The sequence below is a fragment of the Thermomonospora echinospora genome, from assembly GCF_900108175.1.
Classification (GTDB): Bacteria; Actinomycetota; Actinomycetes; order Streptosporangiales; family Streptosporangiaceae; genus Thermomonospora; species Thermomonospora echinospora.
Genome location: NZ_FNVO01000016.1, coordinates 115,769 through 138,799, shown reverse-complemented (window position 1 = coordinate 138,799; position 23,031 = coordinate 115,769). Strand labels below are relative to the sequence as shown.

Genomic DNA, 23,031 nt, shown 5'->3' with positions numbered 1-23,031 from the left:
GGCCCGCGTCATCCGTGGGCGGCCTCGCGCTGCCGGGCACGGTAGGCGGCCACGTGCATGCGGTTGCCGCAGGTGCGGCTGTCGCAGTAGCGGCGGCAGCGGTTGCGGGACAGGTCGACCAGCACCCGCGAGCAGTCCGGCGCCTCGCAGGTGCGCAGCCGGTCCAACTCGCCCGCCGCCACCACGTAGGCCAGCGCCATCCCTCCGTCGGCGGCCAGATGTTCGGCCACCGGGGCGCCCGGTGCGAAGAAGTGCACGTGCCAGTCGTAGCCGTCGTGGTCGGTCAGGTGCGGCGTGGTGCGCACGGCCCCCACGATCCGGTTGATCAGCTCCACCGCGCTAGGCACGTCGGGGGCGTCGAATACCGCCCGGAACGCCGCTCGCAGCGCCCGCACCCGGGCCAGGTCATCGTCGGTCAGTTCCGGGACGTCGCTGAACCTGTTGCGCTCAACGAAGGACCGCAGCGCGGTCAGGCCGGCCAGCCCGTCCTCGCCGGAGTCGTCCGGGCCCGTGTTGACCAGATCCACCACGGTGCCGAGCGCGTGCTCGGTGTCATGAGTGAAGATCACATCGTCTCCAGTCTCGGCGACCGGGCGATCGTGCGGCCCGGGCCTGTGTCCCGGCATCACCCTATGCGGCAGACGGCGGCGGGCCGCGTCATTCGAGCCCGATTCGTGTGCCGGGCCATGCCCCGGGGCGCCGGTGATCCCGCTTCTGGCCGGGGACCGGCGCGACGCGCACCGGGGCCCACCCGGCGGCCCCTACCGCGAGTACAGGGGGTCGGCGACGACCGGGTAGTAGGAGCCGGAATGCTGCACCCGCATGATCACGGTGGAGCCGTCCAGCGCATAGTCGGCCTTGACCGGCCGGAACATCGAGTCGCTGGCCCACGGGTTGTAGAAGCGGCCCACGGTGGCCCCGTAACGCAGGTGGACGACGTCGTACCCGCCCGAGGGCATGGCCTCCAGCGCCAGGCCCTCGGCCAGACTGAGCGGGAAGCGGAACTCGGTGGGGGCGTCGGGCCCGTGCAGCACCGTCAGCAGCCGTACCCCCGAGGCGGTGGTCTGCGCGACGATGTCGGTGTCCACCTCCACCCCGACGAAGACCCGCAGGCTCGGGCGCAGCACGGTGGCCGGCTGGTCGCCGGCCGAGCACTCGATCCCGATGTGGATGCGCTGGCCGTCCCTGGTCGGCGCCCATACCCCGTCACGAGTGCGCTGGCCCCAGCTGACGTCCGGGTTCTCCAGCTCCTGGGGCTCGTACTTGCCCCGGGCCACGAGAACCCGCGACGCGGCGTTCATGGCCGCGGCGGCCCCGTCTCGCGCATGCCTCATGGCGGGCCCCCTCGCCTCCTGTGTCGTCATCCTGTCCCTGTCCCTGTCGCGCCGCTGCTCCGGTCTATCACGGCGACGCCCACAGCAACCGGGTTCGGGCGGGTAATGGTGCGTTCGTCATCATTTGCGCCGCGCGATGTGGGACCTTACACCAGCCGTCGGAACGGTCCCGGCACCCGGTCCTGATCCCTACAGCGCCCGGATCGCCGGGAATGTCACACCCGACCGCCGTCGCGGATCGTGGAAGACCTCCTGTTCGGCGGGCAGCAGCCGGACGGCGGTGCCCAGCGGCTCGCCGGTGCCGGGGTTGCGGGCGAACCTGGGGAACGAGCCGCCGCAGACCTGCACCCGGATGCGGTGCCCGGCCCGGAACCGGTAGGCGGTCGGCCACAGGTCCACCCGCACCGAACGCACCCCCTCGGCGTCGGCGGGGAACCGCTCCGGGGTCACCCGCTGCAGCCCGTCGCAGACGTTGAGGGAACGCCCCCGGGGATCGACGTCGCACACCCGGACGAACACGTCGGTGTGCGCCCGGCTGGAACGCAGCTCGACCCGGGCGCTCACCGGGCCGATCACCTCGACCGGCTCGCCCAGCGCCGCACTGGTGAAGACCAGCACGTCAGGCCGGACCTCCACGGCGGCGTTGTCCTTGCGGCCGCCGGCCTTGCCGTCCAGCAGCGGCCCGCCCACCCCCGGCGTCGGATCCGCCGGGTCGTAGCGGAACCGGCTGGGCGCCGACTCGGCGGGGGAGTGCGGCGCCAGCCCGCCGCCCGGCTGCAGATGCCAGGTCCACGGCTTGGGACCCGGCGGCGGCCATGTGGGGTAGTCGCGCCACTCCTCGGCGCCCTGGACGTATAGCCGCACCGGCTCGGCCCGCAACGCGCGGCGATCACCGGTCACATGGGCGCGGAACCACTCCAGCGCCTCGTTGACCGCCACGCCCAGCGCCGCCCGGTCCGAGTGCACCCACGGCCCGATCGTCAGATGTGGCTCCCGACCGGCCGCCCGCAGCGCCGCGTAGTCCTCCAGTTGGGAGAACAGGAACAGGTCGTACCAGCCGCCCACCATGCTCACCGGCGCACGGACCTCGCCCACCCGGGCCCGATGGTCGCGCTCGGGCTCCCAGTAGGGATGGCCGCGGGTCTCGGCGGCCAGCCACTGCTGGAACCACTCGACCCGCCGCCCGGTCGCCAGCGTGTCGGCCTCCGCCAGCGGCAGGTGCTCCATCGCCGCCAGCGTCCGCCGGCGCCCGCGCAGATCGTGCAGCAGGGCGCGCAGCCGGCCGTCCTGCCGGCCGGCCATCAGCGCGGTCCAGTTCAGCGTGCCGCGCAGGGTGTAGGAGTCGCCCAGGTACGTCTGGTCGCGGAACTGGGACGCGGTGACCAGCGGCGCCATGGCGGTGATCCGGTCCCCGGCGTCCGGCGCCATCGCCCACTGCGCGTAACCCAGGTAGCTGGGGCCGAAGGTGAGCAAATGGCCGTGGAACCAGGGCTGCTTCTCGATCCAGTCCAGCGTGGCCAGGCCGTCGGCCCGCTCGTGGCCGAACGGGTCGAACCGCCCGCCCGAACCGCCGGTGCCCCGGCACGCCTGCACCAGCACCTGGTAGCCCCGCTCGGCGAACGGCCGGCACAGCCCCGCCCCCATCAGCCCGCCGCGCCCGTACGGGGTGCGGATCAGGATCGTCGGGGCGCCGCGTACCCGCCGCGGGGCGTACCGGTCGGCCAGCAGTTCCACACCGTCGGGCATCGGCACCCGCAGCCCCCGGCGGACCTCGACGTCACGGGTCAGCGCGGGCGGCAGGTCCAGCACCCGTTCCGCGATCCGGTTCAGCAGCGCCATGCCGTCGACCCTAGAGGATCAGCGTCCCAAAAAATGCGTTGCACGTGCTTCCGGGACATCGCATTGTTGGAGACGTCGAAGCGAAAGCGACGGCGAAACGCAAAGGGGTGAGCCACCGGTTAGGCGGCTGGTCTCCAAAACCAGCGGAAAGCAGGTTCGACTCCTGCCGCCCCTGCGAAGGGTCACAGATGCACGGGACCGTGGTGTCAAAGGGAACACGCCTGCCTTGCAAGCAGGAATTCCGGGTTCGAATCCCGGCGGCTCCACCAGGCGGATCACGCCGCCGTCAGGGGCTCCCGGGCCTTCTCGGGGGGCGACCCCGGACGCGCCGCGAGCATGACCGGTGATGCAGCGGACTCTTAATCCGTGGATCGGGGTTCGAGTCCCCGGCGGCGCACGTGGACGAAGTGTTGTAGCGGCACGCGGCCCCGCCAAGGCCGAGGCGCGGGTGCGATTCCCGCCGTTCACACGGCTCGTGCCGCGTATCCGGCGTGCGGGGTGCGGATAGCGGCACGAGCGCGAGGAAGGTTGGCCGAGAGGTAAGGCAGTCGTTTCGAAAACGATCGTCAGGGTGATACCTGCCCGGGTTCGAATCCTGGACCTTCCGCCGTTCGCCCCCGCGATGGGGGGCGGACCGGCTCACCAGGGGGCGGGCGATCCGGCCAGCGCGGGCTCGGGCGCCGTCACCTCGGCCAGCACCTGCGACAGGCGGTCCAGGGAACGGGCGATCCACGGCAGAGTCTGCGGGGCCGGCGAGGCGAGGGCCTCCAGACGCTGCTCGTCGTCCTCGCCGTAGAGCAGCGAGGTGGCCACCCGCAGCCGCAGCGCGCCGTCCGGCTCGCCGAACGCGCTGCCCGGCAGCGTCCCCACTCCGTAACGGTCCAGCAGCAGGGCGGCCAGGTCCGGGCCGGTGCGCACGCCGCGGGCGGCCAGCCGGCCGGCCAGCGGCCCGAAGTCCGGGTACAGGTAGAAGGACGCGTGCGGCCGCGGCACCCGGCAGCCGGCCGCGGCGAACCGGTCGGCGACCGCGTGCGCGACCGCGGCATGCAGCCCACGGCTGCGGGTGACGTGCTCGGCCAGCTCGGGCGGCTCCCCGAAGGCGTAGGCGGCGGCGCGCTGGACGGGCGCGGGCGCGCAGGACCAGATCTCACTGGCCGCCCCCAGCAGGTCGGCGCGCAGCGTGCGGCCGCGCGGCCCGTCGGGCAGCCGGGCCACGCCCAGCCGCCAGCCCCCGGCCGCCAGATGCTTGCTCAGCGCGGTGGTGACCACGGTCCGCTCCGGCGCGTACGCGGCGGGGCTGGTCACCGCGTGGGCCGGGTCGTGCACCAGGTCCCGGTAGATCTCGTCGGAGATGATCAGCAGGTCCAGCTCGCGGGCCACCTCGCACAGCCGCCGCACGGTCGGCTCGCCGGCCAGCCGGCCGGTGGGGTTGTCGGGCAGCGTCACCACCACCGAGCGGACGTCGCGTCCCTGCCGGCGGGCCCGCTGCACCGCGTTCGCCAGCAGCCCGGGGTCGGGGACGCCCCCCTCGTCCGGCGGGGTGGGCACGAACAGCGCCCCGGCGCCGGTCAGCGCGGCCTGCGCGGCGTAGCTGACCCAGCTGGGGCGGGGCACCGCCACCTCGCCGCCGATCACCAGCAGCAACCCGAACAGCAGTGCCTTGCTCCCGGGCCCGGCCACCACGAGCCCCGGTTCGGTGGGCAGGCCCCGGCGCGTCCAGTAGCCGGCCGCCGCCGCGCGCAGCTCGGGGGAGCCGGCCACCGGGCCGTAGGCGTTGCGACCGGCGGCCTCGGCCAGCTCCCGCCGCAGGGCGGGGTGCAGCGGCAGGCCGGCCTCGCCGAAGGCCATGGGCAGCACCGGAACCCCCTCGCGCCGCTTGCGTTCGAGCGTCTCGTTGGCGGCGAGGGTGGCGGAGATCCCGGTGCGGCCGGCCGGCGGCTCGGCGGGCGGGGAGTCGGAACGATCAGGGAAGGGCATGGCTGCTCCAGGGCGTGGCTGAGACATAGGTGACACATGGTCAGGAAGGGGCCCCGTCAAACCCGCGCGGGTTCGCCTCCATCGTTCACTCCGCAGAGCATCACCACAAGCGAGTCTTATCGAGGCAGACCGTAAGATCTTCTTATGCTCGATCTGCGCCGGCTCCGGCTGCTCTGCGAGTTCTCCCGTCGGGGCAGCATCGCGGCCACGGCCGCGGCCTTGGGGTACACCCCGTCGGCGGTCTCCCAGCAGATGGCCGCGCTGGAACGGGAGGCCGGCACCGCGCTGCTGGACCGCACCGCGCGCAGCGCCGAGCTCACCGACGCAGGCCGCCGCCTGGCCCGGCGCGCTGAGGAGATCCTGAGCATGGTCGAGGCCGCCGAGGCGGAGCTGTCGGCCGAGGCCGGCACCCCGTCGGGCCGGGTGGTGGTGACCGCCTTCCCCACCGCCGCCGTCGCCTTCGCCCCCGCGATCGCCCGCAGCCTGGCCGACCACACCGAGCTCACCTTCGTGCTCCGGCAGAGCGGCCTCGGCGCGGGCCTGGCCCAGGTGCGGTCGGCGGAGGCGGACATCGCGCTGGTCGACGACTGGTCCGGGACGCTCGCCGAACAGGCCCCGGCCACCTTGCGGTTCTTCCATCTGCGGCACGACCCGCTGGTGCTGGTGCTGCCGCCCTGGCATCCGATGTCCGACCCCGCCGAGCCGCTGGACCTGCGCGAGCTGCGAGACGAACCGTGGATGGCGGCGCCGCCCGGTGAGCCGTCCCGGCAGGCGGTGGACCGGCTGCTGGAGAGCGTGGGCGGGGCGCCCACGGTGGCCTGGGAGTTCGAGGGCCTGCACACGCTGCTGAACCTGGTGGCCCGGGGCATCGGCATCGCGGTGCTGCCGGCCCTGGCGCTGGTGGGCGTGGGCTCGGCGGTCGCGGTGCGCGAGATCCCGCAGCCCGCGCCGGCCCGCGAGGTCTACGCGGTCGCTCGGACGGCCGGCGTGCGGCGGCCTTCGGTGGCGGTGACCCTGCGCGCGATCTACGCGGCGGCCCAGGAGCCGCTGGCCTACACCCGCCGCCCGTCCTGACCGTGGGGGCTGGTCAGGGGGTGATCGCGGGCCGAGACGCGCCGAGCCGGCCGTCGCCCAGATCGGCGCGGTCTCCGGCGACCCGGCCCGCCCGGTAGCCGTCGGCGCGCAGCCGCTGGACGCGCGGCCTGCCCAGTTCCGGGAACCGCGCGGCGAACTCGGCCGCCACCCGCCGGTCCTCGCCGGCCAGCACCAGCGCCCGCGAGGAGCCCCCGCCGTCCTGGGCGAGCAGCCCCTGGCGGGCCTGCTCGATCCGTCGCGCGACCGCGTCGCCGTAGCCGACGATGAACGCCCGGAAGTAGTTGTTGGCCCACCGGCTGCGGTCGGAGCGGCGGGCGAAGGCGTCCTTGGGCACGGTGGCCATGTAGGCGTCGGTCTCGCGGCGGCCGGCGCCCTCCATCTGCAGCTCCAGCGACGGCAGCAGCAGGAGCAGGGCGTCGCGCGCCGCCCGGGTCGTGACGATCAGCAGCGTGATGTCCTGCCCGCGGGTGCCGTCGCCGCGTACGGCGTAGCGCCCCCCGTACGCCTTGATGACCGCACCGGCCGCCGCGGTGCGGGCCCGCGCGTGGCCTCCGCCGCCCGGCGCGATCCGCTCCCAGTACACGGCGGGGTCGGGCACCTGCCCTTGGTCGGCGCGCAGCGCGGCCTCGTCGAGGGCGTGGCGCAGCATCAGCTCGGCGGCCTTGGCGTGCGCCGCCTCGGCCTCCGGTCGGGGAGTGGCGGGGTGCTCGGCGCGGGCGAGCAGGGCCCGCACCCGGGCCTCGATTCGTTCTGCGTCCACGTCAGAGCATCCTCACCGCGAGACCGATGGCACCGCCCACGCCGATCAGCCAGGCCGAGTTGAGCCGGACTCGCCACAGCAGCAGTACCGTGGCCACCGCCAGCACCACCGTGAGCGGATCGACCAGCGCCTCCCGTCCCAGCTGGTAGGACACGCCCGCCATCAGGGCCAGCGCCGTTGCGTTCACCCCGTCCAGCAGCGCGGCCGACCAGCGCGCCGAGCGCATCCGCGCGGCCAGCCGGGTCAGCAGCGCGACCAGGGCGAAGGACGGCAGGAAGATCCCCACCGTGGCCAGCACGGCGCCCGGCCAGCCGGCCGCCAGATACCCGACGAAGGTGGCGGTGGTGAACAGCGGGCCTGGGGTCACCTGGCCGATCGACACCGCGTCCAGCAATTGCTGTTCGGTCAGCCAGCCCAGCCGCTCCACGAAGTCGCCGCGCAGGAACGCCAGCAGCACGTAGCCGCTGCCGTAGAGCACCGAGCCGATCTTGAGCATGGTCCAGAAGAGCTGCGGCAGCCGTTCGTCGTGCGGAGCCGCCAGCAGCAGCGGCAGCACCGCCGCCCGGCCGTCCCGCAGCCGGGCGGCGGTGCGCCAGGCCGTCACCGCCAGCCCGCCGGCCGCCAGCACGGCCAGCTCGTTGGCCCCGGCCAGGTAGGCGGCCAGGGCGGCCAGGGCCACGCACCACAGCAGCGGGCCGCGCACGGCGGTGCGCAGCAGTCCGACCAGGGCCCAGGCGATGATCCCGACAACCACCGGCTTGATCCCGTACAGCAGCCCCTCGGCCTCGGGGGTGCTCCCGTACCGCACGTACGCCCAGGCCAGCGTGGACACCATGACGACCGCCGGGACGATGAAGCAGACCCCGGCGACCAGCAGCCCGCGCCACCTGCCCCGCTCGTACCCGAGGTGGATCGCCAGTTCGGTGGAGTTCGGGCCGGGGATCAGGCTCACCGCGCCGATCAGGTCCACGAACCGCCGCTCGTCCACCCAGCGGCGGCGGCGCACCACCTCCTCGTGCATCATCGCGATATGCGCCGCCGGGCCGCCGAAGCCGATCACCCCCAGCTTCAGGAACAGCGCCGCCAGTTCCCGCAGCGGCCGCGCGGGCCGCTCCCGGCCGTGCCCGGAGTCGGGGCCCTCCCCGGAGCCGGGACCGTGCTCGGGGCCGGGAGAGGTCGTCATGGGGCACAGTCTGCCGACCGGTGGTGAACGCCGGGTGAGCGGGCCGCCCTCCGACCCGATGATTTTCGAACCCGGAGCCGTTCCCGGCCGAACTAACGTGCGTCGGGCGCACGGGCGCACGGGCGGACGGTGAACGGCAGGGGTGGTGGCGATGCGCACACAGGCGGGGGAAGTGTCCGGTTTTCGGGCCGGCCCGGGGCGGTCATCACATACTGTGGGGCGGGTCGTCACCGCACTACCGGCCGACTCGGGGGCCCTTCGCACCATGTCTGAGACCGCTCAGCCCGCGGCCTGTCCAGCCCACCTTCCGCACCCCTCGCACGGGTTCGAGCTGCCCAGGCTGACCTCGATGCTGTGGCATGCGCTGCCGCGCTTCGCCGAGGGGGTCGTGGCCCCGGTCGCCGTCTTCTACGCGGCGTTCGTCCTGCTGGGCCTGAACGGCGCGCTGGTGGCGGCGGTGTCGTGGGTGTACGGCGGCATCGTGTGGCGCAAGGTCCGGGGGCAGGGCGTGCCGGGGCTGCTGATCCTGGCCGCCCTCGGCGTGACGGTCCGCGCCGGGCTGGCCGCGGTCACCCACAGCCCGGTGGTCTACTTCCTGCAGCCCACCCTCGGCACGCTCATGGTCAGCATGACCTTCCTGGCCTCGGTGCCGCTGAACCGCCCGCTGGCGCGCAAGGTCGCCACCGACATGGTCCCGATGCCGGAGGCGTTCCTGCGGCACGAGCGGGTGCACCGGTTCTTCCTGCGGATCTCGCTGCTGTGGTCGCTGGTGTTCGCCATCAATGCCGCGATCAGCCTGTGGATCCTGTTCAACGAGTCGATCGGCACCTACCTGTGGGTGCGCACCGGCCTGGTGGCCGCGCTCGGCGCGGTGGCGGTGGCGGTCTCGGTCCTGGGCTTCCGGCGCTGCCTGCGGCACGTCAACGCCGAACCGGCCGGCTGACACGACAGACCCCGTCACGCCGAACTTTTCCCCCGCCTCCGGCGTCTGGGTATCTCGGATAGATTCTTCGCCAAAGGGGTGAAGATCAGATATGGGGGATCGTGTGAGCGGGAGAGCCAGGCTCTGGCTGATCGTGACCGGTGGCGCCGGTGCGGTGACGGTCTTCGTCAGCGGCTGCAGCGGCGGTGCCGGCGCCCTCAGCTCGGCCAAAGAGGCCACGGTGACGATCACGCCCGCCAACGGCACGGGCGCGGTGAAGCCGGACGCGCCGATCGAGGTCAAGGTCGCCGACGGCACGCTGGAGGACGTCAGCGTCACCGGCGGCGCCGTGCCCATCACCGGGAAGCTGAGCGGGGACCGCACCGGCTGGAAGTCCGCCCGGACGCTGGTGCCGGGCACCTCCTACACCGTCACCGTGCGGACCAAGAACGGCGACGGCAAGGTGGCCTCGGCCAACAGCACGTTCACCACGCTCAGACCACAGCAGACCTTCGCCCTCGCCGACGTCACGCCCAACGTCAAGGGCGAGAAGGTCGGCGTGGGCATGCCGATCATCGTCCGGTTCGACCGGCCGGTCACCGACAAGGCCGCCGTGGAGCGGGCGCTGGAGGTCAAGCCGGAGAAGCCGGTGGAGGGCGCCTGGCGCTGGATCGACCCCCAGCAGGTCATCTACCGGACCAAGACCTACTGGCAGCCCTACCAGAAGGTGCGCTTCACCGCGCGGCTGGCCGGGCTGCAGGCCGCCAAGGGCGTCTACGGGACCAAGGACAGCTCCTACACCATCGAGATCGGCGCCAAGCAGGTCACCACCGGCAACATCAACGACCACCACGCCACCGTTTACCGGGACGGCAAGAAGCTGCGCACCATGCCGTTCAGCGCCGGCAACGGCACCACCCGGGAGTACACCACCACCAGCGGCGTTCACCTGCTGATGGAGAAGGGCAACCCGGTCAAGATGACCGCTCCTGGGCGTAAGGAGGGCGACGCCGGCTGGTACGAGCAGTCGGTGAACCACGCCATCCGCATTTCCAACAGCGGCGAGTACTTCCACGCCGCGCCCTGGTCGGTGGGCTCGCAGGGGTCGGCCAACGTCAGCCACGGCTGCCTGAACCTCAGCCCCGAGAACGCCCGCTGGTACTACGGCATCCACCAGCGCGGCGACGTGGTCAAGCTGACCGGCACCAGCCGCCAGCTCGAATGGGACAACGGGTGGGGCTACTGGCAGCTGTCCTTCAACGAGTGGAAAGAGGGCAGCGCGCTGACCTGACCGCCGCCGCGGGGACACCGATCCCCGCCGCAGGCCGCCGAGAGCCCCCGGGGAAAGCTCCGGGGGCTCTCGGCGGATAAGAGGTGCGGGCCGAACGGCAACACTTCGATCTCGACCGGCCGGAATTCCGGCTTATGGCAGGTCAACGGTGACTTTTGTCGCTAATGTCGGTCCGGAATGTGGTGGGGTCTGGGAGGTTCAGGGTGTTGTTGCGCGGAGTGGGTGCTGCGGGGGTCACGGGGGCGGTGGTGCTGCTCGCGGCGACGGCCTGCTCGGGAGGTGACGACGGCGGTACGGGCACGGGGAGCACCGTCGCCGGCCAGGAGGACGCGTCGGCTCCCCAGGTGACGATCACGCCGGCCACCGGGACCAACAGGGCGCTTCCGGACCGGGGCGTCGTGGTCAAGGCGGGTAACGGGACGCTGGAGCAGGTCACCGTCACCGCCAAGGGCAAGCCGGTGGATGGGCGGATGTCCGCCGACAAGACCACCTGGCAGTCCCGCACGCTGATCCCCGGGGCGTCCTACGAGGTCTCGGCGATCGCCCGCAACCCCAAGGGCAAGACGACCACGGCGACCAGCAGCTTCCGGACGGTGCGGGCCGCCGCCCCGCTGACGGTCGTCGACATGATCCCGATGCCGGGAGAGAAGGTCGGCGTCGGCATGCCCATCACGCTGACCTTCAACCGGTCGATCGCCGACCGTGACAAGAAGGCGGTGGAGCAGGCGCTGCGGGTCAAGTCCACCAAGCCGGCCACCGGCGCCTGGTTCTGGGTCAGCGACCGGCAGGTGATCTTCCGGACCAAGAACGGGGCGTACTGGGAGCCCAACCAGACGGTCGCGGTCCGCGCCGACCTCGCCGGGGTCCGGGCGGGCAAGGGCGTGTACGGCACCGCCGACTTCGGCCGCAAGTTCCGGATCGGCGACTCGCACATCTCGATCGCCAGCGCCAAGACCAAGAAGATGATCGTCAAGGTCAACGGCAAGACGGTCAAGAAGACCGGGATCAGCGCCGGCAAGGGCGGCCGGGTCGTCAACGGCGTCGACACCTACCTGACTACCAGCGGCATCCACCTGACCATGAGCAAGCACAGGGTCGAGCGGATGACCTCGGCGTGGATGGGCGTCGACCCCAAGGACAAGGCCAACGGCGGCTACGACCTGATGCTGCCGCACGCGGTGCGCATCTCCAGCACCGGCGAGTACGTGCACGCCGCTCCGGACCGCTACTGGGCGTTCGGCCGTACCAACGCCAGCCACGGCTGCGTCAACGCCCCGCCGCCCTTCGCCGAGTGGTTCTACAACCTGTCCTACCGCGGCGACATCGTCATCGTGACCGGCACCAAGCGGAGCCTGCCGTGGAACAACGGCTGGAGCTACTACGAGATGCCGTGGGCGAAGTGGGTCAAGGGCAGCGCCCTGGACCGCGAGGTGACCACGGGCTGACCACGGGCTGACCACGGCCGGCCTCGTCCGCGCGACGTCCGCCCGGATCGGGCGACGACCACGTGCCCCGTCCGATCCGGGCGGGGCACGCTCGTGTCACGGGTGGACGGGGACCGCGGTGATGACGATGTTGTCGCGGTAGTGACCCAGGGCGGCGTCGAAGGGGCCGCCGCAGGTGATCACCGTGAGCCGGGGGAGGCCGTCGCGGGCGAAGAAGACGTTGAGGGGCATCGCCGACCTCTCGATGACCTCCCGGGAGACGACGCGGTAACCCACCTCGCGTCCGTCGGCGAGGCGCACGGTCAGCCGGTCGCCGGGAGAGACACGGTGCAGGGAGGCCAGCGGGCCCGTACCGCGCTCCCGGGAGTCGACGTGCCCCGCCAGTACCGCCGAGCCGCCGGCCGAGCCGGGACGTGGCCCGTACTGGTACCAGCCGACGTACGAGACATCGTCGGGCAGGGCCATGGCGCCGGTCTCGTCGACGCCGACCGGGACCACCGCCGCGCGCAACATGATCGAGGGCGCCGACAACGCGACCGGAACCGCGGGAGACCGCAGGACGCCCCTTCGGGCGCCGTCCGTGCCGAAGGCGGGACGACGACCGGCGTCCGTGAGCCCGTTCGCGTCGTTCAGCAGCCGGATTGCGGCGGCTCCGGCGCCGGCGACCACGGAACCGGCGACCATGAGGGCGACCAGTGGGCGTGGGGTCGTGAGCATCGGTCTGGCGTTCCCGGCTCGTGGACGGTGGCCCGGCCGGGACCGGCGGAGCGTCGGCATGCCCGTCGGCCCCGGCCCGGTGCCGCCCGTCGTCCGGTGTCTTCCGAATCAGCCGGGACGCCGCAGGATCAGCAGCCGCGAACCCGCGCCGACCACCACCAGCATCGCCAGGCCGGTCAGCCCGTACATCCAGCCGGGCGCTCCGCCGTCGGGTCCGGCGGCCTGCCCGCCGCTGCCGGCGGGCACCCTACCGGGAGCGGTCTGCATGCCCTTGATGCTCTGCACGGCGAGCTTGATGTTCTTGTCGCGGGCGCTGCCCCAGGCGTAGACGATCGTGTCGCTGCCCTCGGAAGGGTTCAGGTCGGCCGGTCCGGCCACGACGTTGCCGGTGCCGGCGAGTACCACGTCGGCCCTGACCTTTTTGGCCGGGACCTCGAGTTCGGCCTGGCCGGGGTTGGCCAGGTTCCGCACCACCGGCTTGCCGTCGGCGCGGACGTCGACGGCGGGTGCGGCGGCGATGTGCCGCAGGGTCAGCCGGGCCTTGCCCGCCGGGACCTTCGAGGTGTCGTTGACGAAGGCGGTGATCGCGGGCTGGCCGCCCTCGTTCAGATGCGCGGTGATCGTGTCGTTGGATCCGTCCGCCACCTGCACGGTCTTGCTGACCAGCGGGGTGGCGCCGGGGTTCTCGCCGGCCTTCAGCACCTTGATGTCGTAGCTGCCCGCCGGGAGCTTCTGCGGCGAGCTCAGCGAGCCGGGTGTGAAGTTCGACAGCAGCTTCTTGCCGTTGGCGTAGACGTCCACCGTGGCGCCCGGCACGCCGTGCAGCACGCTGACGGTCGCCGTCCCCTGCGCGGAGACGCCGGGCGCCCCGGGCCGGCTCGCCGACGTCGTGGCGGTCGCCGGCGCGGCCGCCGTGATCATCCCGAGCGTCACCGCGGTCAGCACCGCCGCCCCGGATCTGTGCGTTTTTGCGGGTTCGCGCATCATCGAAACTCCCATTCTGCTCGGCAGGGTCTTCGCGCTTATTCCTTTCGGTGAAGTCCTCCTCGGATCTCCGGCGGCACGGATCCGGCGAGCGGAATCAGGGCTCGGCGCACTCGGCTCCCATGGCCGTCACAATGCGGGAGTTCAAGCGACGGCGCCGACGGTCAACGCGCCGACAACGCCCCGGCACGACCGGTTGTGCGGTCCATCCGTCCTATCGGCGGTCCCGGCGGACCGTGGTCACGTCCGGTTCGTGAACGCCGGGGCCATGACATCCTCCACGTCCCGGCGGATGGCTCGTCCTCATGATCGGCTACCTCCCTGATGAGGACGAATCTGCGATTGCCCTTGGAGGATTGCCCGCGAACCGATCCATAAGCGACGCGAACTCCAAAATATTTGCAATCCACGTGATCGGGGCCGGCGCCTTCGGCGATCCGGACGATGACGATCAGGGGGCCGGCCTTCGGCGAGGCGCGGTGGAGCCCCGGTACGGCCACGGTTCGGGGCGGTGATGTGGCGGTGTGTCAGAATTTGCCCGGATCTTGCTGTCTTTGGCACCTAGTGCCATCCTGGCCCGGACGATCATCGGCCCGGCCCACGGGCGTTCGCTCCGTCCCAAGGTCATCCGCCCCGTATCGTCGGGTCCGGCCGATTCCGACCAGCGTGGAGGTAACCCATGGGACGTCTGACGGGCAAGGTCGCTTTCATCACCGGCGCCGCGCGGGGACAGGGCCGGGCGGAGGCCGTCCGGCTGGCGGCCGAGGGCGCGGACATCATCGCGATCGATCTCGTCGAGAGCCCCAGCCGATACGTCGGGTATGCGCCGGCCACGCAGGCCGAACTGGACGAGACCGCCAAGCTGGTGGAGGGGCAGGGGCGGCGGGTGCTGGCCCGCAGGGCCGACGTGCGCGACCTCCAGGCGCTGGAGGCGGTGGTGAGTGAGGGCGTCTCCCTGCTCGGCCGGCTGGACGTCGTGGTGGCCAACGCGGGGATCGTGAACTACGGCCGCACCTGGGAGCTGACCGAGGAGCAGTGGCAGGACGTCATCGACATCAACCTCACCGGGGTGTGGAAGACGGTCAAGGCCACCGTGCCGACGCTCATCGAGCAGGGCCAGGGCGGGTCGGTCATCATCATCAGCTCGGTGGCGGGGTTGAAGGGGCTGCCCTTCCTGGCCCATTACGCCAGTTCCAAGCACGGCGTCGTCGGCCTGGCCAAGACCCTGGCCAACGAGCTGGGCGAACACGACATCAGGGTCAACACGATCCACCCGCACGGCGTCCGGACCGGTATGAACGACGGTGGGCTGGAGGAGTTCCTGACCGGCTCCCCCATGCTCGGCCCCCTCTACATGCCGGCGCTGCCCTACCAGATGGTCGAGCCGGAGGACATCGCCAACATGGTCGCCTTCCTGGCCTCCGACGAGGGCAAGTACATCACCGGCGCCCAGATGCGCGTCGACCTCGGCGCCCTCAACCGCTGACTCGCCCTCGCCGCCCCCGTCGGCGGGGGCGGCGGGCCGGCCGCCCGAACGCGTTCCTCAGGGCGTGGAGATGCCGGCCGGGCGGGCGGGGCGGCTGAAGCGCACCGGAACGCCGGGGGAGTACAGGACGCTCACCGGCTCGCCGAGGTGCTCGGGCAGGCCTGCCGCGGTGGTGAGGTCCTGGTCGCAGTACAGCAGCGTCGCGCGGTGCAGGGGCCAGCGGGGGTGGACGTTGGGCAGGTACATCAGACGCCCGAGGAAGGCGTTGTGCAGGCCCCAGCGGGCGGTCAGGAAGTGTTCCAGCTCGGTGGGCTCCTCGATGGGCTCACCCCTGCGGACGGCGATCCGGCTGTGGGCGCCGCGCGGCCCGGGCCATCGTCGTGAGCTGGTGTACCTGATGACGTCGCCGTCGGCGCGGACCGTCATGCGCGACCACAGATAGGGGAGCCGGAAGCCCGCCCGCGCCATGATCACGGGTACCAGCCGGGAGGCGTCCAGCGACCGGAAGACCACGCCGCGCCGCCCGTGCCCGTCCACCGAGTAGAGCCGGACATTGGTCTCCGGGAACGTCCCCAGGTAGGGAAGCCCGGGGAGCCGGAACCATCCCACGCGGTGCATCCGGAACGCGACGAGCCCCACGTAGGTGACCCCGTCGAGCGTGTCGGGGACGGCCCCGGCCGGCAGCAGCGGCTCCACGTCCTGCGGATCGACGGCCCAGTGGACGAAGGCCAGATCGAGCCAGGACTGCGTGAGCAGCGGATTGGTGATGGCCCCGGGGGCGTCGGCCGTGACGGGCTCCGGAGCCGGCGAAGCGGCGTGCACCTGGCCAGCATCCCAGAGGCCCGGGCCCCGGGGCCGGCCGGGTCCGGCGTCCCGGCCGCGCCGCCAAGGAAGGCCCGGCTCCCGGAGTGACGGGGGATCAGAGGCGGTAGAGCTTGCGGGCGTTCTCACCGAGGATCTTGCGGCGGGTCTCGTCGGAGAGGGACTTCATGGTCTCCTGGGCGCGCTCCACCGGGTTGGGGTACAGGCAGGTGGGGTGGGGGAAGTCGGTCTCGAAGAGGATGTTGTCCTCGCCCACGGACTCGACCAGGGCCGGGAGCTTGTGCCGGTTGCTCTCGAACCAGTAGGTGGCATAGAGGTTGCTGCGGAAGTACTCCGACGGAGGCTTGCGGAGTTTGGCGAGGTCGCTGGGGGCGTTCTCGGCCATCTCGTAGTCGAGGGCCTCCAGGATGAAGGGGATCCAGCCGCAGCCGCTCTCCACCGAGACCATCTTGAGGTCGGGGTGGCGGTCGAACACGCCCGACACTAGGAGGTTGGCGACCACCCGGGCGTTGCCGATGAACAGCAGGGTGCCGCCGATGGCCAGCCGGGTGCTCGGCGGGTGGGACGGCCAGGGGTACTTGCCGTAGAACGTCATGTTGGTGACGCTGGCGCCGATGTGGAAGTGCACCGGGAGCCGCGCCTCGGTGCAGGCCTCCCAGAACGGGTCCCACGCGGGGCTGGCCAGGTCGGGGGAGCCGAGGTCCTGGGGGTCCGACGTCATGTTGACGCCGCGGGCGCCCAGGGCGGCGACGCGCCTGGCCTCGTAGACGCATGCGTCGACGTCCCAGGCGGGCATCAGGGGGAGGGGAAGCAGGCGGTCGCCGGAGTCCGCCTGGATCTGCGCCTGCCGGTCGTTGTAGATCTCGACGGTCAGACGGCGGAGCCTCTCGTCCTCGACCATGGCCAGGCTCTGGCCGCCGAGGCCGATGGTGCTCGGGAAGATGACCTGGGCGTCGATGCCGCACTCGTCCATCACCTGCAGCCGGACCGTCGGGTCGTAGGCGCCCTCGTGAATCTGGTCGATGGTCCAGCTGTGCAGCGCGATCTCGGACTCCTCCTTGGAGCCGTCGCGGGCCACGACGCCACCGGCGCTGAACCTGCCGACCGGCTGCCCGTCGAAGACCCACATCAGCCGGCCGTCGACCTCCTCGACCCGGGGCACCCGGTCGCGGTACTCGGCCGGCGCCATGCTGGTGAACAGGTCGGGACGCTCACACCAGTGAGAATCGGCATCTACCACAAAGTCAGTCTTCGACATACGAATGAGAGTAGGACTCTCCTCATAACGAAGCAAGTGTTCACTCGCAAACCTCTGGAACCTTGTAGAGTGAGCGATTACTTGCTAACCTCCGGCCGTGGACAGGGAAGCCTTGGAGCGCGAGCTGGTACGCCGGTTGCTGGACCACATCGAGCACCGCACGACCGACCTCGCCGACGACGTGATGGAGCTCCCGGCCGAGGTCTACTCGCCGGAGCACCACGCGGAGGAGGTCGAGGTCCTCTTCCGCGACGAGCCGCTGGTCTTCTGCCTGTCGGGGGCCCTGCCGGAGCCCAGGACCTACCTGACCGTCGACCTGTGCGGGACGCCGATCCTGCTGACCAGGGACAAGGAGGGGAAGGTCCGCGCCCTGCTGAACGCCTGCCGCCACCGCGGCGTGCGGGTCGTCGACGGCGCGGGCGAGGCCGTCAGGTTCACCTGCCCCTTCCACGCCTGGACCTACGACATCACCGGCCGCCTGGCCCGCGTCCCCACCGCCGGCGCCTTCGCGGGCATGGGCAAGGAGGACAGAGGACTGGTGGAGCTGCCGGTCGCCGAGGGTCACGGGCTGGTCGTCGGTCGCCTCCGCCCCGGCCCCACCCCCGACATCGACGCCTACCTGGGCCCTGGGCTGGCCGACGAGCTGGCGATGTTCGGCTTCGCCGACTGGAAGCCGTACGGCGAGCCGCACGTCCACAAGGTCGCCGCCAACTGGAAGGTCACGCTCGACACCTTCCGGGAGAACTACCACTTCGACTTCCTGCACAGCAAGACGCTGGCGACCTACGCCCACGGCGGGGTACTGACCTTCGATCCATTCGGCCCGCACCTGCGCAACTGCTCCGCGCTGCGCTCCATCGACCGGCTGCGGGACCTGCCCGAGGAGGAGTGGGGGGACGTGGGGCAGCACTTCAGCTACCAGTACGCGCTCTTCCCCAACACCAGCCTGACCATCGACAGCCGGCACATCGAGCTGTGGCAGATCCTCCCGGTGGACGCCGCCGCCTCGGAGGTCCTGCACACCTCCTACTTCCGTCCCGACCTGAGCGAGCAGGAGCTGGCGAAGGCCGCCGAGATGGCGCCCTGGATCTGCGAGACCGTGGTCGACGGGGAGGACTTCTGGGTCGCCGGCCGTACCGAGCCCGGCATCCGGACCGGCCTGCTCGGCACGGTCGTCTTCGGCCGCAACGAGCCGGCCCCCCAGCACCTGCACCGTGGCTTCGACGCCGCCTTGGCGGCGGCGAGAGGGCGTTCGTCCACGGCGAAGTAGTCCGTGGAGCGTCCACGGGGCGTTCGGAGAACGGCACCCGGCCCGGGCCGCGTCCGTCGTGGTCCAGGCGGTGCGCGGACATCGGCAGGGCCGGATCTGCGGTGCATTGACAAACGGGCTCGTCCAGTGCGCTCACGGAACGCACAAGACCTGCCTTCCGGTGATCCCTACATTTTCCAACGCGACTTCTCTCCGGCTGCCGGGCGGGGCGAACCGCAGGGGCGGCGCAAGAGGCACGGCGGAAGAAAAAGGTGGTACCCGATGTCCGCGGATGATCCCCGTGATCTACGGCGTAGGCTCCCGCTCTCCGGATCTGGCCCTGCCACGCGGGTGGCGGTGACCGGCATGGGCGTCAAAAGTCCCGCCGGGAGCACCGTCAAGGACGCCTACGCGACCGTGCTGTCGGGCAAGCCGCAGGCCGTCCACGTTCCCGCGTTCCTTGACCTGGGACTCCCCGTCACCATGGGGTGCCCGGTACAGGGCTTCTGCCCGGAGGCGTATTTCTCCAAGGCCGAGCGCCGGCGGCTCGACCGCACCGCGCAACTGGGTGTCGCGGCGGCGGCCGACGCCGTCACCGACGCCGGTCCCGGCTTCGCCGGAGACCCCGCCCGCTCCGGTGTCTACGTGGGCAGCGGAGGCGTGAGCCTGGCCGCCGCCATGGAGCTGACCGATCACGGGCGCGTCGACGCGGCGATGCCCGTCACCACGGTGCCGAGGATCATGCCTAACGCCACGGCGGCGTGGATCTCGATCCGGCACCGGATGCAGGGACCCTGTGTGACGGTCACGGCGGCCTGCGTGAGTGGCGCGATGGCCGTCGGGGAAGCCGTGCAGGCGATCCGCGCGGGCCGCATCGACCGCGCCGTGGCGGGCGGGGTGGACGCGCCCCTGGCGCCGGCCTTCATCGCGGCCTTCGCCCGGCTGGGAGCTCTGTCGCGGCGCAACGACGCGCCCTGCGAGGCCGGCCGTCCCTTCGACGACCGACGGGACGGCTTCGTCCTGGGCGAGGGCGCCGCCTTCCTCACGCTGGAACGGACCGAGGACGCCGAGAAACGCGGCGCCCGGATCTACGGTGAGATCACCGGCTACGCGGTGGCCACGGACGCCGCCCACATCGTCGGTCCACGCGACGACGGGGCCCTGCTCGCCCGGGCGATGACGACCGCACTGGAGGAGGCCGGGCTCACCCCGCACGACGTCGGGCACGTGAACGCGCACGGCAGTTCCACCCGGCCCGGCGACCGGGCCGAGGCGGCCGCCCTCCGCACCGTCTTCGGCGGCTCGGCGAGCGGCGCGACGCCGCCGATCGCCGCCGTCAAGGGTGTCACCGGATACCTCCTTGGCGCGGGAGGCGCGTTCGAGGCGGCGATCGCGTTGCTGTGCGCCGGGGACGGCCTCGTCCCGCCCGTCCCCAACTTCGGCGGTGGAGCGGACTCCGCGGGCCTGGACATCGTCACGACCAGTCCACGACGGCTCGCCCCGGCGCCGGCACTGTCCTGCTCCACCGGTTTCGGCGGCCAGAACGCGGCCCTCGTGCTCGACCCCGTCCCCTCCCGGTGGGCCGCCGGAGCCTGACGTCACCGCCCTCGGCACCCGCCGGCCGATCATCGCCGGTCGGCCGGCGAGGGGGAACGACGCCTGCCGGGCGGGTCCCGGACAGGGGCCCAGAAGCGGTGCCGGGACGTCGACGGGACTCAGGGAAGCCTCAAGGGGGCCGTCGTGCCCTGCCGGACGCGGGATCTCCGCCGATCTCAGTCCGTGTCGATCCACACGGACTTGACGTCGAGGTACTCGTCCAGCGCGTGCCGTCCCATCTCGCGGCCCCAGCCGCTCATCTTGTACCCGCCGAACGGGACGGCCGGGTCCATGAGCAGCATGCTGTTGACCCAGACCGTGCCGGCCCGCAGCTCCCGCGCCATGCGGTGCGCCCTGCCGACGTCGCGCGTCCACACGCCGCCGGCCAGCCCGTAGGAGGTGTCGTTGGACCGCGCCACGACCTCCTCCAGGGTGTCGAACGGCATCACGCAGGCGACCGGCCCGAAGATCTCCTCCCGGGCGATCCGCATGGTGTCCCGGACGTCCGCGAAGACGGTGGGCGCGACGAAGTATCCGCCGGCCAGCCCGTCGTCCGTCAGGCGCCGTCCGCCCGCGGTGGTGCGCGCGCCCTCCTGCGGGCCCAGCTCCAGATAGCCGGTGACGCGCCGCAACTGCTCGGCCGACACCAGCGGCCCGATCTTCGTGTTCGGATCCAGGCTGTCGCCGACCCGCAGCCCGGCGGCGAACTTCGACACGCCGTCGACGAACTCCTCGTAGACGGGCCGTTCCACGTAGATGCGGGTGCCCGCGCAGCACACCTGGCCGGAGAAGGCGAACACGCCCATGGCCGCCCCCGGGACGGCCTTGGTGAGGTCGGCGTCGGCGAACACGACGTCGGGGGACTTGCCGCCGAGCTCCAGCGACAGCCGTTTGAGGTTGCCGGCCGAGGCCCGGACGATCTGCCGGCCCACCTCGGTGGATCCGGTGAAGGCCACCTTGTCGACGCCGGGGTGCTCGGCGAGCGCCGCGCCGGCCGGCTCGCCGAAGCCGGTGAGGACGTTCACCACGCCGTCGGGCACGCCCGCCTCGGCGAGCAGTTCCCCCAGGCGCACGGCGACGAGGCCGGCCTCCTCGGCGGGCTTGAGGACCATGGTGCAGCCGGTGGCGAGCACCGGCGCGATCTTCCAGACCGCGTTGTTGATCGGCCGGTTCCACGGGACGATCGCGGCGACCACCCCGACCGGCTCCCTGAGGGTGTAGCTGAACACCGAGCCCGGGATCGAGTTGGGGATGGTCTCCCCGTGGAGCTTCGTCGCCCAGCCGGCGAAGTACCGCAGCACCTCCGCCTCCCAGGCGGGGTGCCGGCCCGAGCGGGACCGGCCGATCGGCGCGCCCATGTCCACCGACTCCAGCAGCCGCAGCTCGTCGTAGTGCGCGTCGACGGCGTCGGCGCACCTCAGCAGGATCGTCTGGCGCTGCCGCGGCGTCATGCGCCGCCATGGTCCGTCGAGGGCGGCCCGGGCCGCCGCGACCGCGCGGTCGGCGTCGGCGGCGCCGGCCTCCGCCAGCTCGGCGATCACCTCGCCGTTCGACGGATTGACGCTCGGGAACGTCCTGCCGGAGGCCGCCTCGACCCATCGGCCCCCGATGAGCAGCCGCTTCGGGCGGCCGTCGAGGAAGGTGAGCGTGTCGGTCCGGGGGAGAGCCGGCATGGGGACTCCTTCGTAAGGCGCCGGACGCCGATGATAGTGAGTTCCGAGCCTAGATAAAAGAGCGCTCACTCACCACTCTCGGCCCGCCGGAACGGGCGAGCGAAGCTCAGGGCCGGAGGAGCTCCCGACCCTAGAAAGTGATCGCTCACCTTGTTATGTTGACCCAATGGAGAAGACCCCCCCGACGTCGGTCTCCATGCCCGACGAGTGGTGCCTGCGGCACTTCGACCACCTGTCCGCGGAGCTCGCCGCGACCATGCCGGAGACCATGGCCCGCATGCGCGAGCTGTGCCCCGTCGCCCGCAGCGAGGAGCACGGCGGCTTCTGGGTCGTGACCCGGTACGAGGACGCGCTGCACGTCGCCCAGAACTGGCAGGTGTTCAGCTCCGCGCACGGCCTCAACATCACCCGCGCCCCGATGCGGATCCGCAACCTCCCGGTCCAGGCCGACCCGCCGGAGCAGCGGATCTTCAAGCGCCTGATCAACCCCTTCTTCACCCCCGCCGCCGTGGCGCCGTGGGAGCGGCCGATCCGCGACCTGGTGAACCGCCTCATCGACGGCTTCGTCGAGGACGGGTCCTGCGAGTTCATGGCCGCCTTCGCCCGCCCGCTGCCCAGCCTCGCCTTCTTCGAGCTCGCGATCAACGCCCCCGCCGAGGACCTGGCGAAGGTCGCCCACCTGGCCTCCAGGTCGGCGACCCCCGACGCCCCGGACGCCGGCGAGTGCTGGCGGGGCCTGCACGAGTGGGTCCGCGACTTCACCCGCCGCCGGCGCACCGAGCCGCCGCGCGGCGACGTCGTCGACGCCGTGGTGCGCGCCGAGATCGACGGCCGGCCGATCACCGAGGAGGAGATCGTCGGCACCGTGCAACTGCTCATCCTGGGCGGGCTGGAGACCACGGCCGGCGCGCTGGGGCTGATGGTCGACCGGTTCTGCGCCCAGCCCGAGATCCCGGCGCTGCTGCGCGCCCGGCCCGAGCTGATCCCGGCCGCCGTCCAGGAACTGCTGCGGCTGGACTCCTCGTTCGTCGCCGTCGGCCGCACCGCCGTGCGGGACGCCGTGCTCGGCGGCCACCGGATCAGAGCGGGGGACAAGGTGCTGATCCACTGGGCCTCGGCCAACCGGGACCCGGGCGAGTTCGCCGACGCCGACGCCTTCGACCCCGCCCGCGAGCGGAACCGGCACCTCGGCTTCGGCGTGGGCCCGCACCGCTGCGCCGGATCCAACCTCGCCCGCCTCAACCTGCGGGTGGCCCTGGAGGAGCTGCTGCGGCGTCTGGCGGACATCAGGCTCGCCGAGGGCGCGACCGTCGGGTACCACCGTGGGCTGACCCGCTCGCCCGACGCCCTGCCGATCACCTTCACCCCCGGCCCGCGCCTGGCCCCGGCGGCCTCCTGAC

General features: G+C 72.2%; 19 protein-coding genes and 5 tRNA genes. 13 read left to right on the top strand and 11 right to left on the bottom strand.

Annotation, left to right across the window (positions count from 1 at the left end; all coding sequences use genetic code 11):
- Window positions 1–8 precede the first annotated feature (8 nt).
- From C4U03_RS28930 to C4U03_RS28920, 3 genes are all read right to left on the bottom strand, one after another.
- Window positions 9–569 (bottom strand): CGNR zinc finger domain-containing protein, encoded by a 561-nt coding sequence (locus tag C4U03_RS28930; protein WP_103942109.1) that lies wholly within the window; start codon window positions 567–569, stop codon window positions 9–11.
- A 192-nt stretch (window positions 570–761) separates the two neighbouring features.
- Window positions 762–1,334, bottom strand: coding sequence for a hypothetical protein (locus C4U03_RS28925; protein ID WP_103942107.1), 573 nt, complete (start codon window positions 1,332–1,334; stop codon window positions 762–764).
- 189 nt (window positions 1,335–1,523) lie between these two features.
- On the bottom strand, window positions 1,524–3,173 hold the full coding sequence (locus C4U03_RS28920) for a CocE/NonD family hydrolase (RefSeq protein WP_103942105.1): 1,650 nt from the start codon (window positions 3,171–3,173) through the stop codon (window positions 1,524–1,526).
- A gap of 103 nt (window positions 3,174–3,276) precedes the next feature.
- Between C4U03_RS28920 and C4U03_RS40695 the strand changes: the two genes are divergently transcribed.
- From C4U03_RS40695 to C4U03_RS28905, 5 genes are all read left to right on the top strand, one after another.
- Window positions 3,277–3,348, top strand: a tRNA-Trp gene (locus C4U03_RS40695).
- A 19-nt stretch (window positions 3,349–3,367) separates the two neighbouring features.
- A tRNA-Ala gene (locus tag C4U03_RS28915) sits at window positions 3,368–3,442 on the top strand.
- Between the two features lie 56 nt (window positions 3,443–3,498).
- Window positions 3,499–3,570 (top strand) — tRNA-Lys (locus C4U03_RS28910).
- A gap of 1 nt (window position 3,571) precedes the next feature.
- A tRNA-Gly gene (locus C4U03_RS40690) sits at window positions 3,572–3,642 on the top strand.
- A gap of 53 nt (window positions 3,643–3,695) precedes the next feature.
- Window positions 3,696–3,780, top strand: a tRNA-Ser gene (locus tag C4U03_RS28905).
- Between the two features lie 32 nt (window positions 3,781–3,812).
- Here the strand turns inward: C4U03_RS28905 and C4U03_RS28900 are convergent.
- Window positions 3,813–5,150: a pyridoxal phosphate-dependent aminotransferase gene (locus C4U03_RS28900; RefSeq protein WP_103942103.1), complete on the bottom strand. Its 1,338-nt coding sequence runs from the start codon at window positions 5,148–5,150 to the stop codon at window positions 3,813–3,815.
- 144 nt (window positions 5,151–5,294) lie between these two features.
- Between C4U03_RS28900 and C4U03_RS28895 the strand changes: the two genes are divergently transcribed.
- Window positions 5,295–6,224: a LysR family transcriptional regulator gene (locus tag C4U03_RS28895; protein ID WP_103942101.1), complete on the top strand. Its 930-nt coding sequence runs from the start codon at window positions 5,295–5,297 to the stop codon at window positions 6,222–6,224.
- Window positions 6,225–6,237: 13 nt separating this feature from the next.
- On the opposite strand, the gene C4U03_RS28890 is transcribed toward C4U03_RS28895, so the two are convergent.
- Both C4U03_RS28890 and chrA read right to left on the bottom strand, forming a co-directional pair.
- Window positions 6,238–7,005, bottom strand: coding sequence for a DUF2786 domain-containing protein (locus C4U03_RS28890; RefSeq protein WP_103942099.1), 768 nt, complete (start codon window positions 7,003–7,005; stop codon window positions 6,238–6,240).
- Window position 7,006: 1 nt separating this feature from the next.
- Complete coding sequence (chrA, locus tag C4U03_RS28885; RefSeq protein ID WP_103942097.1) at window positions 7,007–8,188, bottom strand: chromate efflux transporter; 1,182 nt, start codon at window positions 8,186–8,188, stop codon at window positions 7,007–7,009.
- Window positions 8,189–8,453: 265 nt separating this feature from the next.
- Here chrA and C4U03_RS28880 point away from each other — a divergent pair, with 265 nt between their 5' ends.
- The 3 genes from C4U03_RS28880 to C4U03_RS28870 all read left to right on the top strand — a co-directional run bounded on the left by C4U03_RS28880 (window position 8,454) and on the right by C4U03_RS28870 (window position 11,846).
- Window positions 8,454–9,131 carry a VC0807 family protein gene (locus tag C4U03_RS28880; RefSeq protein ID WP_103942095.1) on the top strand — a complete coding sequence of 226 codons (678 nt, stop codon included), beginning with the start codon at window positions 8,454–8,456 and terminating at the stop codon, window positions 9,129–9,131.
- A 103-nt stretch (window positions 9,132–9,234) separates the two neighbouring features.
- On the top strand, window positions 9,235–10,401 hold the full coding sequence (locus C4U03_RS28875; protein ID WP_103942093.1) for a L,D-transpeptidase: 1,167 nt from the start codon (window positions 9,235–9,237) through the stop codon (window positions 10,399–10,401).
- 218 nt (window positions 10,402–10,619) lie between these two features.
- Complete coding sequence (locus C4U03_RS28870; RefSeq protein ID WP_235018227.1) at window positions 10,620–11,846, top strand: L,D-transpeptidase; 1,227 nt, start codon at window positions 10,620–10,622, stop codon at window positions 11,844–11,846.
- A 96-nt stretch (window positions 11,847–11,942) separates the two neighbouring features.
- Here C4U03_RS28870 and C4U03_RS28865 read toward each other — a convergent pair whose 3' ends face one another.
- On the bottom strand, window positions 11,943–12,563 hold the full coding sequence (locus C4U03_RS28865; RefSeq protein ID WP_160147132.1) for a class F sortase: 621 nt from the start codon (window positions 12,561–12,563) through the stop codon (window positions 11,943–11,945).
- 108 nt (window positions 12,564–12,671) lie between these two features.
- Entirely contained in the window at window positions 12,672–13,550 is an 879-nt protein-coding gene (locus tag C4U03_RS28860; protein WP_200827545.1) for a DUF4397 domain-containing protein, read from the bottom strand.
- A 676-nt stretch (window positions 13,551–14,226) separates the two neighbouring features.
- Here C4U03_RS28860 and C4U03_RS28855 point away from each other — a divergent pair.
- Entirely contained in the window at window positions 14,227–15,033 is an 807-nt protein-coding gene (locus C4U03_RS28855; protein WP_103942087.1) for a mycofactocin-coupled SDR family oxidoreductase, read from the top strand.
- 57 nt (window positions 15,034–15,090) lie between these two features.
- On the opposite strand, the gene C4U03_RS28850 is transcribed toward C4U03_RS28855, so the two are convergent.
- Window positions 15,091–15,855 (bottom strand): YqjF family protein, encoded by a 765-nt coding sequence (locus C4U03_RS28850; RefSeq protein ID WP_103942085.1) that lies wholly within the window; start codon window positions 15,853–15,855, stop codon window positions 15,091–15,093.
- Window positions 15,856–15,952: 97 nt separating this feature from the next.
- Window positions 15,953–17,113, bottom strand: coding sequence for an amidohydrolase family protein (locus tag C4U03_RS28845; RefSeq protein ID WP_103942083.1), 1,161 nt, complete (start codon window positions 17,111–17,113; stop codon window positions 15,953–15,955).
- A gap of 97 nt (window positions 17,114–17,210) precedes the next feature.
- Between C4U03_RS28845 and C4U03_RS28840 the strand changes: the two genes are divergently transcribed.
- Window positions 17,211–18,383, top strand: a complete 1,173-nt coding sequence (locus tag C4U03_RS28840) for an aromatic ring-hydroxylating oxygenase subunit alpha (protein ID WP_103942082.1) — start codon at window positions 17,211–17,213, stop codon at window positions 18,381–18,383.
- Window positions 18,384–18,644: 261 nt separating this feature from the next.
- Window positions 18,645–19,958, top strand: a complete 1,314-nt coding sequence (locus C4U03_RS28835) for a beta-ketoacyl-[acyl-carrier-protein] synthase family protein (protein ID WP_103942080.1) — start codon at window positions 18,645–18,647, stop codon at window positions 19,956–19,958.
- A gap of 176 nt (window positions 19,959–20,134) precedes the next feature.
- On the opposite strand, the gene C4U03_RS28830 is transcribed toward C4U03_RS28835, so the two are convergent.
- Window positions 20,135–21,631: an aldehyde dehydrogenase family protein gene (locus C4U03_RS28830; protein ID WP_103942078.1), complete on the bottom strand. Its 1,497-nt coding sequence runs from the start codon at window positions 21,629–21,631 to the stop codon at window positions 20,135–20,137.
- Window positions 21,632–21,797: 166 nt separating this feature from the next.
- Here C4U03_RS28830 and C4U03_RS28825 point away from each other — a divergent pair, with 166 nt between their 5' ends.
- Window positions 21,798–23,030 (top strand): cytochrome P450, encoded by a 1,233-nt coding sequence (locus C4U03_RS28825; RefSeq protein WP_200827544.1) that lies wholly within the window; start codon window positions 21,798–21,800, stop codon window positions 23,028–23,030.
- The last annotated feature ends 1 nt before the right edge of the window (window position 23,031 follow it).

Excerpts from the sequence above, each read along its gene's own strand:
- C4U03_RS28925 (WP_103942107.1), bottom strand. The coding sequence starts at position 1,334 with ATGAGGCATGCGCGAGACGGGGCCGCCGCGGCCATGAACGCCGCGTCG.
- C4U03_RS28920 (WP_103942105.1), bottom strand. The coding sequence starts at position 3,173 with ATGGCGCTGCTGAACCGGATCGCGGAACGGGTGCTGGACCTGCCGCCC.
- C4U03_RS28900 (WP_103942103.1), bottom strand. The coding sequence starts at position 5,150 with ATGCCCTTCCCTGATCGTTCCGACTCCCCGCCCGCCGAGCCGCCGGCC.
- C4U03_RS28895 (WP_103942101.1), top strand. The coding sequence starts at position 5,295 with ATGCTCGATCTGCGCCGGCTCCGGCTGCTCTGCGAGTTCTCCCGTCGG.
- chrA (WP_103942097.1), bottom strand. The coding sequence starts at position 8,188 with ATGACGACCTCTCCCGGCCCCGAGCACGGTCCCGGCTCCGGGGAGGGC.
- C4U03_RS28880 (WP_103942095.1), top strand. The coding sequence starts at position 8,454 with ATGTCTGAGACCGCTCAGCCCGCGGCCTGTCCAGCCCACCTTCCGCAC.
- C4U03_RS28865 (WP_160147132.1), bottom strand. The coding sequence starts at position 12,563 with ATGCTCACGACCCCACGCCCACTGGTCGCCCTCATGGTCGCCGGTTCC.
- C4U03_RS28860 (WP_200827545.1), bottom strand. The coding sequence starts at position 13,550 with ATGATGCGCGAACCCGCAAAAACGCACAGATCCGGGGCGGCGGTGCTG.
- C4U03_RS28855 (WP_103942087.1), top strand. The coding sequence starts at position 14,227 with ATGGGACGTCTGACGGGCAAGGTCGCTTTCATCACCGGCGCCGCGCGG.
- C4U03_RS28845 (WP_103942083.1), bottom strand. The coding sequence starts at position 17,113 with ATGTCGAAGACTGACTTTGTGGTAGATGCCGATTCTCACTGGTGTGAG.
- C4U03_RS28835 (WP_103942080.1), top strand. The coding sequence starts at position 18,645 with ATGTCCGCGGATGATCCCCGTGATCTACGGCGTAGGCTCCCGCTCTCC.
- C4U03_RS28830 (WP_103942078.1), bottom strand. The coding sequence starts at position 21,631 with ATGCCGGCTCTCCCCCGGACCGACACGCTCACCTTCCTCGACGGCCGC.
- C4U03_RS28825 (WP_200827544.1), top strand. The coding sequence starts at position 21,798 with ATGGAGAAGACCCCCCCGACGTCGGTCTCCATGCCCGACGAGTGGTGC.